The sequence below is a fragment of the Stenotrophomonas sp. yr243 genome (assembly GCF_900184195.1).
In the GTDB taxonomy this organism is placed as follows: domain Bacteria; phylum Pseudomonadota; class Gammaproteobacteria; order Xanthomonadales; family Xanthomonadaceae; genus Stenotrophomonas; species Stenotrophomonas lactitubi.
The window spans coordinates 209450-224607 of the sequence record NZ_FXWT01000002.1 but is presented as its reverse complement, the minus strand read 5'-3'; the positions used below and the strand labels follow the sequence as shown (position 1 = coordinate 224607).

The window sequence follows — 15158 nt, the reverse complement described above, 5'->3', positions numbered from 1 at the left end:
GTTTGCGGGGGAATGCGAGGGGAAGGGGGCTCAACCGTCGTTGCGGTCGAGCTTGTGGATCGGTCCGGTCCACCACCACAGCGCCACCAGCGACAGCGGCACCAGTGCGGCGACGAGGATGAAGATCGGTGCGTAGGAATGGCGGGTCAGCACCGGCACCAGCCAGGTGGTGATCAACGTGCCGGCCACTGCGGCCAGGCCGCCGAGACCGGCCAGCGTGCCGACCGAGCGGCCGTCGAACAGATCGCCGGGCAGGGTCTGGATGTTGCCGATGGCGATCTGGAAACCGAACAGCACCGCAGCGATCGCCAGCACCGCAAACAGCGGCTGGTTGGCCAGTACCGCACCGAGCAGGGCCGGTGCCATGATCACGCAGCCGAGCGAAATCGACAGCTTGCGTGCGCGGTCCACGCCATGGCCGGCGTTGATCAGCCGCCCCGACAGCCAGCCGCCGCTGAGGCTGCCCAGCATGGCGCCGACGAACGGCACCCAGGCGAACAGGCCGATCTGCTTGATGTCGAAGCCAAAGGTCTCGGCCAGATAGATCGGCAGCCACGATACGAACAGCCACCAGATCGGGTCCAGCAGGAAGCGGCAGGCGAGCATGCCCCAGCTCTGCCGGTGGGCCAGCAGCGATCGCACGCTGACCTTGGGCGCATCCGCGCGCTGCTGGCCGGTCTGGCCTTCCATGATCAGGCGTCGCTCGGCGTCACTCACCCACGGGTGCTTGTCCGGGCCGGCGCGATAGACGAACAGCCACGGCAGCAGCCACAGGAAGCCAAGCGCACCGACCAGCACAAAGGTGCCGCGCCAGCCCAGCCACAGGTACAGGCCGGCGATGGCCGGCGCCGAAACGATGGCGCCGATGGACGCACCTGCGTTGAAGATGCCCTGTGCGAGGGCGCGTTCACGCGCAGGGAACCATTCGGCGTTGGCTTTCACCGCGCCGGGCCAGGCACCGGCTTCGCTGATGCCCAGCATCGCCCGCACCACGCTGAAGGACAGCATGGAGTGGGTGACCGAATGCAGCGCGATCGAGATCGACCACACACTGATCGACAAGGCGAACCCGAGCCGCGTCCCGATCATGTCGAACAGGCGCCCGAACAGGAACTGGCCTGCGGCGTAGAACAGCATGAACACCGTGACCAGCAGCGCGTAGTCGTCCTTGGTCGCGCCGACCTCCTTGGCGATCTCCGGCCACATCACCGCCAGCGCATTGCGGTCGATGTAGTTGATCACCGTGGCCACCGCGATCAGGCCGACGATCAGCCAGCGCACGGCCGAGCGCACCGGCACCTTGCGCAGCGTGGTCACGGCCGAGGGGCCGTTCATCGCGCGTCACCCTTGCTGCGGTCCATGCGCGCATGGCTGCCGCTCCAGCGGTAGGCATGGCCGTCCACCGTCACGCTGTGTTCGCCCTTCGCCTCGCTGTCGTCGGCCACGCCGAGTGCGATGCGTGCGCCGCTGGCCAGGCGCAGCTCAAGCACCTCGGCATCATTGCCACGTGTGCGGATGATCTGCTTGATGCGGCTGTCGGCGCCGTGCACGTACTCGGCGGTGCCGTTGTACTCGCCATGCGGCTCCAGCACGCTGAAGAAGGTCACATCCTTCTGTCCTTCCACGCGCTGCAGCAGTGCCGGTTCGCGGCGCAGGTTGAATTCGGGATCGTTGGCGCCGCTTTCCACCAGCAATGCCTGCGATGGCGCGCTGCTGCCGAAGCGGTAGGTGTAGAAGCGTCCGTCGAGCAGCCATGCCAGCGTGCGCGGTTCACTGCCGGCCTTGCTGCGTGCGTCCAGCCACAGGTGCTGGTAGCCGTTTTCGCCGCCGAGCACCGGGCGCTGGGTGGGGAAATGCTCGGCTTCGAAACCGGTGGTGACGATGTGGCCGTTGAAGTGCAGCGGCAGGTCGTAGCGTGCGGTCTTGTCGCCATGCACCTGCAGCAAGTCCAGCACCACAGGCAGGCCAAGTTCGGGGTGGCGCAGCAATGCCTGGGTGCGGGTGAATACCACGCCTGGGTAAGCATCACGCATCGTCGCCGAAGCGATCTGGGTATCGGCGTCGGCCTGGAAGAAACGCACCGTGGGCGCATGTTCCTCGCCGCGCTTCCAGTCGCCCTTGAAGTGGCTCTGCTCGTTCACCACCAGGGTGTTGTGGGCCACGGTCTGCTTGGCCCAGCTGCGGTTCTCGGCCAGGTAGATGCCGCCTCGCTTGGCTTCCACGTTGAGGAAGCGTGCTGCGCCGTAGTCGGTCACCACGGCATTGCCGTTGTCGTAGAACAGCCAGTTGAGCTTGTCGAAGTGGCCATGGCCCATGCCCTGCATGGTGTCCTTCTGCACCAGCGCCTGGCCGCGTTCGCCGCCCATGCGCAGGATTGCCAGACCGCCGCGTTCACCGTCCGGGCCATCGCGCAGCAGCATCGGCCGGTAGTCGAACGGTTTGGCCTTGTTGGCCGCCAATGCCTGCGCCACCTGCAGGCCTTCCGGTGACAGCAGCAGGCGTTTCTGCTGCTGCGCGACCGACAGCAGGCGATCATCGCCGGCCTGTGCATAGGCGATGCCGATGCCCGCCACCAGCTCTTCGGTGTCGATGCCCTTGTCCAGGATCGCATCGTTGATCGGGAAGAACAGTCCGTCGTAGCTGGTCTGCACCAGCACGTCCACCGCCTTCAGCAACACGCCGTCGCGGCGCGCGAAGATCTTCCGCTGCGGCTCGTTGCGCTCAATGGCGTTGGCGAACAGCAGGAACGGGGCCAGCGCGTAGCGCTGGTAGTAGGGGCCTTCCTCGTAATAACCATCGGGCGAGAACAGCAGGTCGATCTGCCGCAGGAAACCGAACTGGTCATCCTTGCGGCTACCGCGCAGCGATTTCTCCACCAGTTCCGGATCACGCAGCACGTAGCCGGTCATACCCGTGGCAGCTACCGCCCACGTTGCGTGGTTGTGGATCTGGTCATAGTTCTTCGGCTCGCTGGCCAGGAACTCGGCCATCGGCCGGAACACCTGCGATTCGATGGTCTGCCGGTCCTGAGGCGACAGCGCATCGCGGATCGCGTCGTAGCCCTGGATGGCGTTGACCAGCCAGACCGAATCGTTGAGCACCTGCCAGAACACCCGGCCGGGAATCTGCCCGCGTCCTTCCGGATGCGGGCCGAGGGTCGGGTAGAGCTTGGCGTACTGCAGCAGCATGTCGCGCGAATAGGTGACATAGGCCTTGTCGCCGGTCAGCCGGTACAGGGTGCCGGCGGCCAGCAGGGCCTGGTAATTGCGCTTGTGCTGCTCATGGGTGCGACCGCCGCCCTTGTCCTTCGGCACCGGCACGTCGATGCCGGCCTTCATCATCTTCTGCAGCGATTTCTGCGTACGCGCCTGCTCCTTGGCGAACCACGGATAGCGGCTGCCCTCGCTGGCCATCTGCTGCCACTGTGCAGCGGTCACCAGTACCGGCGCGGTATCGCCTTGTCGCGCGGCTGCGGCTGCGGCAGGTGCAGCGTGCAGCGACATCGTCGGCAGCAGGGCGAAGGGAGCGGCCAGGGCAAGGGCGAGCGCCAGACGGTGGGAACAAAGGGACAGCGGCTGCAACCTCATCGATCAACTCCGGTGCTGGTGCGTGACAGGGCAACCTCGCCCACCTTGGGATACCAGTCCACCCCCGTCTGTTCGCGCGGGGTCATCGCCAGCGCCGGATCGGCGCCGATGGTGGGCAGGGGTGTTGCCGGCACCCACAGATCGCTGGCGGCCTGCTGCAGGGCGATGCTGGCGCTGCTCACCCCGCCCGGGAATACGCTGCTGGCCTGCGGCGACTGCACGTTGTTGCTGAAGGCGATGCCCGCCAGCGAACTGGCCGCATTCGGTGGATTCTTGCTGGTGCGGTTGACGATCAGGTTGCCGCTGAAGTGGCTGTTGCTGGCCGCGACCACGATCCCCTTGGCCTCGTCATGGCCAACGCCGAAGCTGATCTTCGCCACGTCGACAAAGGTGTTGCGGCTGATGGTGGCGTTGACCACCGGCGCATAGCCGGACAGTGGCGGATTGGCCTGTGCATCCATCACCGCCAGCGCCGAACGGTTGCTGGAGCCGGCCAGCCGTTCGAAGTAGTTGTTGCTGACGGTCTGGTCGGCGTTGATGATGCGCACGCCGCCGGTGCCGGCCTTGTCGTCGCCGAGGAAGAGGTTGTCGATCACCCGGTTGCCGTTGCCATGGCGCAGGGTCAGCGCGCCGGCCGAACGATAGAACACGTTGCCGCGGAAGGTGTTGCCGCCGGACTTGTTGGAGATGATCTCGGTCTCGCCATCGCAGCCCTCGAACCAGTTGTTTTCCACCGTGCTGTTGGAATCGCTGAGCGAGGTGTCGCTGGTGCCGACGCGGATCGTTTCGCCGCCATTGACGCCCAGCGCCGGGCGCGGGCCGAACCAGTTGTGGTCGATGCGGTGCTGGTTGTCCAGTCCCTGGGTGGCATCACGCACCACCACCACCGTCGGGCCCGCGTTGGTTTTGCCACGCAGCTGGCCGTGGTCGAGGCGGTTGTTGTTGCCGTACAGCGACACCCAGTAGTCCTGGTCGCTGCCATCGGGATTGCTGTAGTCGTCGATGACCAAGCCGGTGACGCGGCTGTGGCTGGCTACCGCCTTGCTCGACTCGCGGAAGGCCACCACCGCGTCACCCGGGGTGTAGCCGTTGCGGAACACCAGGTTGGAGACCTGCAGGTAGCTGCCGGCCAGACGCAGGTCCGATGCCCCGCTGAGGATCACCTTGCCCGGCGTCTGCGCGCGCAGCACGATCGGAGCGGTGGCCGTGCCCTGGCCCTTCAGCAGCAGGCGCGCGTCGGTCCAGGTGCCATCGGCCAGCACGATCTCATCGCCGGGCTGCAGGGCGGCAGCGGCGGTGGCGAACGCGCTGGCGTCGTGGACGAGCCAGCTGGCAGCCGTTGCGGGTGAACTGGTCAGGCATGTTGCCAGTCCAATTGCCAGGCAATGCACAAGCATAGGTTTAGAAAGGCGGTGCGAAGTCGATTGAGTGCGCATGAAGTCCTTCCAGAGACGGCGATGCCGCGGTTTCAGAGTGGGTGTGCATACCACTTGTTGGGTGTGTTGTAAGCCACGTTGCGCGCAAAGTCATGCTGCATCAGCACATGAAATGGCGGGCAACCGGTCTGAATCAAAGGTATTACGAAAAATCCAGTCCAGTTGGTTGACATTTCTGTGTCGGCGTGTCGAAGCTGCGTCCCACGCCTACCGTCCGGGCGATCCTTTGGGAGGAGGAAAACCATGCGGCAACCTGCCGGAGTTGTACGTCGTACACCGTTGTCACCCACACCACTGATCGTGGCACTGCTCGCTGCGCTGGCGGCTTCGCCGGCCGTACAGGCGCAGTCTGCCGCTACCGGTTCCGGGCAGGACGCCACCACCCTGGACCAGGTCCAGGTCACCGGCATCCGCGAGTCGATGCAGAGTTCGATCAACAAGAAGCGCGACGACACGGTGATCGCCGATGTGTTGTCGGCCGATGACATCGGCGACCTGCCCGCGCCGTCGCTGGCCGATGCGATCGAAACGCTGACCGGTGCCGCCTCCACCCGCGACAAGACCGGCGCGTCGGAAATCTCGATCCGTGGTCTCGGCGCCTTCCTCAGCAGCACCAACTTCAATGGCCGCGAGATCACCAACGGCAGCGGCGATCGTTCGGTGAACTTCAACATGTTCCCGGCCGAGCTGATCAATACGGTGGCGATCTACAAGACCCAGCGCGCCGACATCATCGAAGGTGGTGTCGCCGGCACCATCGGGCTGGAGACGGTCAAGCCGCTGGAGTACGGCAAGCGCTCGGCGCAGATCGATCTGCGTGGCAGCTGGGCCGAGTATGACAAGAAGTACCGCGACGACGATGGCATCGGCTATCGCGGTACCGCCAGCTACATCGACCAGTTCGAATTCGGCAACGGCCAGAAGCTCGGCATCTCACTGGGCATCCAGCGGCTGGAGGGCACCGACCCGGAGGAGAGCATCACCAGCGGCTCCACCTGGTATGCCTGCGATGGCAGGCAGAACGTGGCCAATGCCAACTGCAGTGAGGTCAGTGCACAGGCCATCGCCAACGGTGCACCGTATTACCTGGTGCCCAGCAGCCGCATCTATCGCCTGAAGCAGGAACGCAATGATCGCCAGAGCGAGTTCGCGGCGATCCAGTGGCGGCCCAACGACGTGGTCGAGCTCAACCTCGATTTCGAGCATACCGAGCGCAACTGGGACGAGAACCGCAGCGACCTGAGCCTGTCCAACGCACGCCGCGGCATCACCCAGCGCGACGTGGACGAGGACGGCATCGTCCGTCACCTGCATGGCAGCACCTCCATCGATTCGACCTCCAACCGCTACTGGCGCGGCGAGGAATACACCGGTGGCGGCCTCAACCTGATCCTGCGCCCGAGCCCGGCCTGGGAGCTGTCCACCGACCTTTCCTATTCGCATACCAACCGCCTGGACAGCGAGCGCATGACCCGGCTGCGCGCCAACCAGCGCGACGTCAACAACGCCATCGTGCCGGGCATCAGCAGTGGCGCCACCGGCTATGTCGACTACGACTGGGACTGGCATGGCGAGGTGCCGAGCGTGGCGCTGGCGCCGAACTTCGATCCGAACAACTGGGATGCCTACACCGGTGCAGCGCGGGTGACCTCCAGCGCGACCGAGAACGACCACAAGATCAAGGCTGGCCGCTTCGATGCCAGCTTCATGCCCGAGTCCGGTTTCTTCACCCGCATCAAGGGCGGCGTGCGCGCCAGCCAGGCCGACTACCGCCTGCGCGACAATACCTTGGTGACCGACTACGACCAGCGCGTGGCGGCAGACAAGGCGAAGATCATTGCCGCCAACCGTGCCTGCCGTGCACCGTTCCCGCAGGACGACTTCATGGATGCGGCCAGCGGCAACACGATCTCCTCGTGGGCGTACTTCGATCCGAGCTGCCTCTACGAGTCCTTCCGCGGCACCAGCGACAGCGGCCTGGACCCGGATTTCCAGGATCCGAACAACGTCGATGTGACCGAGAAAACCCGCGCGCTGTATCTGATGGGCGAGTTCAGCAGCACGCTGTTCGGGTTGCCGGTTACCGGCAATGTCGGCCTGCGCTGGGTCAAGACCGACGTGCGCTCGGAAGGTGTGCGCACCGACCTGGCAATCATCGACAACGGCGACGGCACGATCCGCCTGCAGCCCACGGGTGATTTCACCACCCAGGTGTTCAAGTCGGGCAATGACAAGCTGCTGCCAAGCCTGAATGCTGCCTTCGAGCTGAAGCCGGACCTGCTGCTGCGGGTGGGCGCGTATCGGGCAATGTCGCGCCCGGATATCGCCGCACTCGGTGCCGGCCGCACCATCAATGTCAGCAGCGATGCCACCTATACCGGCTTGGCCGACGCGCTGGACGACATCAGTGCCAGCGGCAATCCGGCCGCTCAGCCGTTGATGTCCTGGAACGGTGACGTCTCGCTGGAGTGGTATGCGAACCCGGACACGCTGCTGGCCGGTGCGGTGTACTGGAAGCAGTTCAACGGTGGCACCGCCACCGCGCTGGTGCCGGAAACCTACACCATCAACGGACAGACGGTGACCGTGCCGGTGCGCCAGCAGGTGACCACCGACGAGGACAGCACCCTGACCGGTATCGAGCTCAGTGCCACGCACCGGTTCTCGTATCTGCCCAAGCCGTTCGATGGCCTCGGCTTCAAGGTCAGCTACAACTATGCTGACGCCGACTACCAGACCCAGGATTCACGATTGGGCGAGCAGTTGGCCGCCGACGGATCGATCATCCCGGCCATCGTGCCGCCGGCCGGCCTGAGCGGATTCTCGCGGCACGTGCTGTCCGGTTCCATCTACTGGGATGTGGGCCGCTTCAACATCCAGGCCATCGGCAAGTTCCGTTCGCACTATTACCAGGACTTCACCGGCAACACGGCGCAGCAGAACCGCTATTACGATGACAACACCAGCGTCGACCTGCGCCTGCGCTACCGGGTGAACAAGCAGCTGTCGCTGTCGCTGGAACTGATGAACCTGACCAACGAGCCACGCGTGGCATACCAGCCGCTTTACGGGAATTTCCGCGAGGTGGTGAGCTACGGGCGGCGCGCGTATTTCGGTGTACGATACAAGTTCTGAACAGGGCGGCGCGGCCAATGGTCGCGCCGTCGCTCCAACCGGACCCGCACCGTGCCCGGTGGCCGGGGACGGGCCCGGAGGGAACCGCCAAGGGTCAGCCGCATGTCCGCCAACCGTCTTTACCAGACCATCGCCGCCAAGCTCCGCAAGCTGATCGAAGATGGCGAATATCCGTCCGGTTCGCGCCTGCCGGGCGAACGTGAACTTGCCGAACGCTTCGGCGTCAGCCGGGTCACCATCCGCGAGGCGGAAATCGCCCTGGAAGCGCAGGGCTGGATCGCGATCCGTATCGGCTCGGGTGTCTATGTGAAACCGCGCCCGGCACAGGCCGTCGGTGGATTGCCCGACATCAGCGCCTTCGACCTGACCGCTGCGCGTGCCGTGTTCGAGGCGGAAGCCGCTGCGCTGGCGGCAAGCAATATCGATGAGGCCGGCATCGCCGAGCTGCAGGTGCTGGCCGAAGCACTGTGCCGGCGTGACCTCACCGACGAAGAGGCCGGCGATTACGACCGCCGCTTTCATCTGGCCATCGCGCGCCTGTCGGGCAATCCGGTGGTCGAGTATCTGGTGCAGCAGATCTGGCGCATGCGCAGCGAGCTGCCGCGGGTGACCGAGGTCTACGCCCGGGTGTGCCATGACGATGGTGCCAGCCGCGCCGACGAGCACATGGCGATCTTCGAAGGTCTGCGCGCGCGCGATCCGGTCGCGGCACGCAATGCGATGCGGCATCACTTCCAGCGCCTGTTCGAGGCGATGCTGGAGGCGACCGAAAGCCAGGCGCTGGCCGAGATCCGCCGGCAGACCCAGCAGGACCGCGAGCGCTTCCTGGCCACGACCCGGATCTGACTGGGCCCATGCTGTAGAGCCGGGCCACGCTCGGCTGCTTTCCGCTGGAACGTCCCGCACCCGCACTGCCTGCATCCGCGCGCTATGCTGGGCTCCGGACGTCTCCCATAAGGAAAGCGCGATGTTCCCGACCATGTTCTTCAGCGCGGTACTGGCCTTCGTGGCCGTGGTCATCCTGTTCAAGGCGGTACGGATGGTGCCGCAGGGTTATGAGTGGACCGTCGAGCGGTTCGGCCGTTACACCCACACGATGTCGCCCGGCCTGCACTTCCTGATCCCGATCGTCTATGGGGTGGGACGCAAGGTGAACATGATGGAGCAGGTGCTGGACGTGCCCGGCCAGGAAGTGATCACCAAGGACAACGCCGCCGTGCGCGTCGATGGCGTGGTGTTCTTCCAGGTACTGGACGCGGCCAAGGCCGCCTACGAGGTGTCGGTGCTGGAAGTGGCGATGATCGCCCTGGTGCAGACCAACATCCGTACCGTGATCGGCTCGATGGACCTGGATGAATCACTCAGCCAGCGCGAGGTGATCAACGCCAAGCTGCTCAGCGTGGTCGACCATGCGACCAACCCCTGGGGCGTGAAGGTCAACCGCATCGAGATCCGCGACATCCAGCCGCCGCGCGACCTGCTCGATGCGATGGCACGGCAGATGAAGGCCGAGCGCGAGAAGCGCGCGCAGATCCTTGAGGCGGAAGGTTCGCGCCAGTCCGAGATCCTGCGCGCCGAAGGCGAGAAGCAGGCCACGGTGCTGGAAGCGGAGGGACGGCGCGAGGCCGCGTTCCGCGACGCCGAAGCCCGCGAGCGCCTGGCCGAAGCCGAAGCCAAGGCGACCCAGGTGGTGTCGGCGGCGATCGCCGACGGCGACGTCCAGGCCATCAACTACTTCATCGCACAGAAGTATGTGGAAGCGTTCAAGGAACTGGCCACGTCGCCGAACCAGAAGCTGGTGCTGATGCCGATGGAGGCCAGCGGAGTAATTGGTTCGATCGCCGGCGTGGCCGAGCTCGCCAAGCAGGCCCTGTCCAACCAGGAAACCCGGTCACCGGCCAAGCGGCCGCCGCCGATTGGAGGCTGACATGCGCTGGGAAGTCGTTGCCTGGGGTGCGCTGGCGTTGTTGCTGTTTGCCGCCGAAGCGCTGGCGCCCGGCGCGTTCATGCTGTGGATCGGCATCGGTGCGGCGGCGGTGTTCGCGCTGGTAGCGGTGTTCGCCGATATTCCGGTGCTGTGGCAGGTGGTCGCCTTCGTGCTGCTGAGCGTGCTGTCGATCCAGTGCTACCGGCACTGGGGCAAGCCGCGTGCGCGGCAGAGCGACGCGCCGCTGCTGAACCGTCGCGCTGAACAACTGGTCGGGCGGGTGGTGCCATTGCAGCAGGCCATCGTCGGCGGGCAGGGCAGGGTCAGCATCGATGACGCGTCGTGGCAGGTGAGTGGGCCGGAGCTGCCGGCCGGCACGCTGGTACGGGTGGTAGCGGTGCAGGGCAGTGCGCTGGTGGTCGAAGCGGCCGGCTGAGTTTTCCAGCCAACGGCGCAGCCCCTCGTGGATGGTCGCTGAAAGCAGATGCTGGGTTGGGTCGGGCGGGTGGGCTGTGCAGGGGACGCCGCAAGTACGTCCTTGTAGGCTTGGCCGCGCCATCCATGGCGCGGACACCCCTGCCCAGCCCACCCGCCCGACCTCTGACAGTTTCCGGTGGCGTCCACCCACGGAAAAGAAAATAAGAGCGAAGCAGAAGCGGGTCGCTGCGCTCGCGGGTCATGGCCGGTGTGGGATTTCTTTTCGGCAGGAAAAGAAATCCCACACCTCTCCTTATATGTATCGACATCCACAACCGCTCTTGCCTTCCGTCCCGTCTCCGGGAACCTGTCGGGGTGGGGCGGTGTGGGGTGGAGGGACCGCAGGCGCCATGGATGGCGCCTACGAGCCTACAGGGACGTACTTGCGGCGTGTCCCGCAACCCCACATCGCCCCACCACCCCACAGACGTCGCCGAGCCGATGCGCTTTGGCCGTTGCCGTTGCCTGGCTTGTAGAAAGCACCCGCCGGCCGCAGGCCGGCCAACATCCCCCGCTGCGCTGCGGCGCGACCTGTGGGCGACCGATCTGGGATAATGCGCGTTCTTGTTTCCTCTGCTGCCGGACCCGGTCATGACCCAGAAGACGCTGCTCAACGATACCCACCGCGCCCTTGGCGCCAAGATGGTCGATTTCGGGGGTTGGGACATGCCCATCCACTACGGCTCGCAGCTGGACGAGCACCACCTGGTGCGTCGTGAGTCGGGCGTGTTCGACGTCAGCCACATGACCGTGGTCGACCTGCGCGGCGACCAGGTCAAGCCGTTCCTGCGCCGCCTGCTGGCGAACTCGGTCGACAAGCTCAAGGCCACCGGCAAGGCGTTGTACTCGTGCATGCTGAATCCGCAGGGCGGCGTCATCGACGACCTGATCGTCTATTACCTGGGCGAAGACTTCTTCCGCATGGTGGTCAATGCCTCCACTCGCGAGAAGGATCTGGCGTGGCTGCGCGAGCAGGCTGCGCCGTTCAACGTCTCGGTCGAGCAGCGTCCGGACCTGGCGATCCTCGCCGTGCAGGGTCCGCAGGCGCGCGACATCGTCATCGGCCTGGCCCGCGAAGCCGACCGTGAGTCGCTGGGCAAGCTCGGCCGCTTCGCCGCGCTGCAGGTGCAGTCCGACGACGGCGTTGAACTGTTCGTCGCCCGCACCGGCTACACCGGCGAAGACGGTTTCGAGATCCTGCTGCCGCAGGATGCCGTGGTCGCGTTCTGGAACCGCCTGCTTGCTGCTGGCGTGAAGCCGGCCGGCCTCGGCGCGCGCGACACCCTGCGCCTGGAAGCCGGCATGAATCTGTACGGCCAGGACATGGACGAAGCGATCAGCCCGTACGAGGCGGCGCTGGCCTGGACGGTGTCGCTGGACGAGGGTCGCGACTTCATCGGCCGCGACGTGCTGGAGGCGCAGAAGGCGGCCGGCAACGCACGTCAGATGATCGGCCTGGTGATGGATGAGAAGGGCGTGCTGCGCCATGGCCAGGCCGTCACCACGGCCGGCGGCCAGGGCGAGATCCTGTCCGGCACCTTCTCGCCGACCCTGGCCAAGGGCATCGCATTCGCGCGCGTACCGGCCGGTGAACTCGGTCAGGTCACCGTCGACATCCGCGGCCGTCAGGTGCCGGTGCGGGTGGTCAAGTTCCCGTTCGTGCGCGAAGGCCAGGCCCAGCCCGGCGTACTCACCGAAGCGTGATCCAAACGTGTCGGTCGTCACTGCCAGCAGTGGCGGCCGGTTGGTTACACTAGCCCCGTTTTTTCCACCCCCTGCATATCTCTGGAGCAGTCCCATGAGCGAGATCCCCGGCGACCTCAAGTTCCTCAAGTCCCATGAGTGGGCCCGTGTCGAAGGCAATGGCCGCGTGACCGTCGGTATTTCCGACCACGCTCAGGGCCTGCTGGGTGACCTGGTCTACGTCGAGCTGCCGGAAGTCGGCACGACCGCCAAGGCCAACGAGCAGATCGCGGTCGTCGAGTCGGTGAAGGCCGCCTCCGACGTCTACAGCCCGATCAGCGGCACCATCGTCGAGGTCAACTCGGCGCTGGCCGACAAGCCGGAAACCATCAACGAAGACGCCTACGGCGACGGCTGGATGTTCGTGGTCGAAGTGTCCAACAGCGAAGAGCTCAACGAGCTGCTGGACCCGGACGCGTACGCCGAAGGCCTGGAAGACGAAGAGCACTGAGTCGTCGTTTCCCCGGTACGAAAACGGCCACCCTCGGGTGGCCGTTTTCGTTTGGGAGGACGCGTCGAACTTATGCCGACCGGTTCGCCGCATGCCATCGCCATGGCATCAGCCGGTGTTGAGCACGGCCAAAAGGCGTGCGCAGTTTTGCGCAAATCCGCGTTTCCACCCCCGCGGCGGCACGCCCGGATGTGAAAAGTTTTTGGCCTTGTTGCAGGTCCGTTGTGCTGGCGTTGGCGAGTGCATCGCCGTGCACGACCACATCGTCGTGTGGCGTTCCACTTCAGACCTCTACATGGCGCAGAGTGCTTGTTTCAAGTGTTTTTTCTTCGCTGTTGGTGCGCAGCTTATGGCAGCGACGATGCGCGATGCAGTGTTTGCCGGCGCTCGCGGAGGAACATCGGCAGGCGCGGGAAGGGCTCCCGGGACGCGGCGGATGTGAAAATTTTTAGCGGGGGTTGTTGACAGTAAAAAAAACCGTGATTAGGTTTCGCCTCAGCAGACCTTGCCTGCCAAACCGAGTGCGCAGAATCAATCGTCCGATGCGAAGCAGCCCCTCGAAGACCACCGCGATCCTCAAGACGGTGGACATGGCCCCGCTTCCCCCGGAGAAATGCAAGGCGACCCCTGTTCCGATGCCTGCTCCGCCGATCGTGGCGGGCATCACCGCATCCGTAACGGCGCGCCTGACGCGCCGGCGGTCCCCGCACGCAGCATGGGCGGGTTTGATCCACCTGGGCGTTTCAACTCCCTATCACTGACGAGGAGCCATCACCATGGCAACCAAGAAAGCTGCGAAGAAAAAGCCCGCCGCCAAGAAAGCGGTGAAGAAGGTCGCCAAGAAGGCCGCTGCCAAGAAGGCAGTGAAGAAGGTCGCGAAGAAGGCGACCGCCAAGAAGGCAGTGAAGAAGGCTGCCAAGAAGGTCGCCAAGAAGGCCACGGCGAAGAAGACAGTGAAGAAGGCTGCGAAGAAGGTAGCCAAGAAGTCCACTGCCAAGAAGGCCGTAAAGAAGACCGCGAAGAAGGCCGTCAAGAAGGTAGCCAAGAAGGCCACCAAGAAGACTGCCAAGAAAGCCGTAAAGAAGACCGCCAAGAAAGCTACTGCCCGCAAGCCGGCCAAGAAGGTCGCCAAGAAGGCAGTGAAGAAGGCGGTAAAGAAGACCGCCAAGAAGGCGGTGAAGAAGACTGCGAAGAAGGCCACCAAGAAGGCTGCCCCGAAGAAGGCTGCCAAGAAGGTTGCCAAGCGCAAGCCGGCCGCCCGCAAGAAGAAGGCCGCCCCGGTGGCCCTTCCGGCAACTCCGGCACCGCTGATCTAAGTACTTCCCGATAGCCGTACCCTGAGACCCCTTCCCCGACTGCCCAGCGGGGAGGGGGTTTTTTTATGGGCATCAGTTTTGGCTAGCTGCGATGGCCAGCTGCTTCACAGGGAAACCGCTCGACCAGGAAATCCACGAAGCTGCGCAGCCGGGTCGAGTGATAACGGTCGTGCGGATAGACCACGTGCATGGGCCGACCGCGTCGGCCATGTTCCGGCAGCAACGGGACCAGGCCACCCGCATCGATGTCCGCTGCCAGCAGCAGGCTCGACTGCAGGATGATGCCCAGTCCCTGCAGCGCGGCCAGCCGCAACGCTTCGCCGTTGTTGATCTGCAGCCGTCCCGAGGGCAGCTGCACCGCCGACGTTGCCTCGTTGCCCAGCCAGTGCGACAGCGCAGCCGGATCCAGCGACAGGCATTGATGCTGCTGCAGCGCCTGCGCGCTATGCGGCGTGCCATGCCGCGCGAGATAGGTCGGTGATGCACACAAGGTCAGGCGGTAGGGGCTGAGCGGACGCGCTACCAGATGCGTGGTGTCGGCAAGCGTACCGATGCGGATGGCGGCCTCGAACCCCTCATCGGCCAGTTCGACCACGCGATCGGTCAGGACCAGTTCGACACTGACCTCGGGGTAGTGGTCCATGTAGGTGGACAGTGCCGGCACCAGCGCATGCGTGCCGAAGATCACCGGTGCACTGATCCGCAGCTTGCCCGCCGGTGCCAGATGGTGATGTTGTGCCTGCGCATCTGTTTCCTCCACCAGGCGCAGGATCTCCTTGCAGCGGCCGTAGTAGGCCTCACCGAAAGCGGTCATGTGCTGCCGTCGCGTGGTGCGGCTCAACAGCTGCATGCCCAGCCGTTCTTCCAGGGCGCGCAGGTGCTTGCCGGCCATCGTCGCGGAGATGTCCAGTGCCGACGCCGCGGCACTCAGGCTGCCCTTTTCCACGGCCAGCACATAGACCTGCATGCTCTCCAACAGGTTCATCTGACACCCCGGGTTCTGAATGTTGAAACCTCGCTGGAGTTTATCAATCGAGGGTATTCAAAGAGCATGTCCGCACGGCCAGATGGGCCGGCAGAACCTGG

Annotated in this window: 11 protein-coding genes; 7 read left to right on the top strand and 4 right to left on the bottom strand. The window is 65.0% G+C overall.

Annotation, left to right across the window (positions count from 1 at the left end):
• Nucleotides 1-30: 30 nt before the first annotated feature.
• From QOL57_RS07800 to QOL57_RS07790, 3 genes are read right to left on the bottom strand one after another with little or no spacing between them, the layout of a single operon-like run.
• Entirely contained in the window at nucleotides 31-1335 is a 1305-nt protein-coding gene (locus tag QOL57_RS07800; RefSeq protein ID WP_089236517.1) for an MFS transporter, read from the bottom strand.
• Nucleotides 1332-3587: an oligoalginate lyase gene (locus QOL57_RS07795; protein WP_089236516.1), complete on the bottom strand. Its 2256-nt coding sequence runs from the start codon at nucleotides 3585-3587 to the stop codon at nucleotides 1332-1334. The genes QOL57_RS07800 and QOL57_RS07795 overlap by 4 nt, the downstream gene beginning before the upstream one ends.
• Nucleotides 3584-4984: a polysaccharide lyase 6 family protein gene (locus QOL57_RS07790; protein WP_244900655.1), complete on the bottom strand. Its 1401-nt coding sequence runs from the start codon at nucleotides 4982-4984 to the stop codon at nucleotides 3584-3586. Before QOL57_RS07790 ends, QOL57_RS07795 begins: the two co-directional genes overlap by 4 nt.
• A 282-nt stretch (nucleotides 4985-5266) precedes the next feature.
• Between QOL57_RS07790 and QOL57_RS07785 the strand changes: the two genes are divergently transcribed.
• The 7 genes from QOL57_RS07785 to QOL57_RS07755 all read left to right on the top strand — a co-directional run bounded on the left by QOL57_RS07785 (nucleotide 5267) and on the right by QOL57_RS07755 (nucleotide 14072).
• Nucleotides 5267-8158, top strand: coding sequence for a TonB-dependent receptor (locus QOL57_RS07785; RefSeq protein ID WP_089236514.1), 2892 nt, complete (start codon nucleotides 5267-5269; stop codon nucleotides 8156-8158).
• 102 nt (nucleotides 8159-8260) lie between these two features.
• On the top strand, nucleotides 8261-9004 hold the full coding sequence (locus QOL57_RS07780; protein ID WP_089236513.1) for a FadR/GntR family transcriptional regulator: 744 nt from the start codon (nucleotides 8261-8263) through the stop codon (nucleotides 9002-9004).
• Nucleotides 9005-9125: 121 nt separating this feature from the next.
• Nucleotides 9126-10085, top strand: a complete 960-nt coding sequence (locus QOL57_RS07775) for an SPFH domain-containing protein (RefSeq protein WP_089236512.1) — start codon at nucleotides 9126-9128, stop codon at nucleotides 10083-10085.
• A gap of 1 nt (nucleotide 10086) precedes the next feature.
• Nucleotides 10087-10521 (top strand): NfeD family protein, encoded by a 435-nt coding sequence (locus tag QOL57_RS07770; RefSeq protein ID WP_089236511.1) that lies wholly within the window; start codon nucleotides 10087-10089, stop codon nucleotides 10519-10521.
• 632 nt (nucleotides 10522-11153) lie between these two features.
• Nucleotides 11154-12266: a glycine cleavage system aminomethyltransferase GcvT gene (gcvT, locus tag QOL57_RS07765; RefSeq protein WP_089236510.1), complete on the top strand. Its 1113-nt coding sequence runs from the start codon at nucleotides 11154-11156 to the stop codon at nucleotides 12264-12266.
• A gap of 94 nt (nucleotides 12267-12360) precedes the next feature.
• Nucleotides 12361-12756: a glycine cleavage system protein GcvH gene (gene gcvH / locus QOL57_RS07760; RefSeq protein WP_089236509.1), complete on the top strand. Its 396-nt coding sequence runs from the start codon at nucleotides 12361-12363 to the stop codon at nucleotides 12754-12756.
• A gap of 776 nt (nucleotides 12757-13532) precedes the next feature.
• Nucleotides 13533-14072, top strand: a complete 540-nt coding sequence (locus QOL57_RS07755; RefSeq protein ID WP_089236507.1) for a histone — start codon at nucleotides 13533-13535, stop codon at nucleotides 14070-14072.
• An 82-nt stretch (nucleotides 14073-14154) separates the two neighbouring features.
• Here the strand turns inward: QOL57_RS07755 and QOL57_RS07750 are convergent, their stop codons facing one another.
• Nucleotides 14155-15057, bottom strand: coding sequence for a LysR family transcriptional regulator (locus QOL57_RS07750; RefSeq protein WP_089236506.1), 903 nt, complete (start codon nucleotides 15055-15057; stop codon nucleotides 14155-14157).
• Nucleotides 15058-15158: the final 101 nt, after the last annotated feature.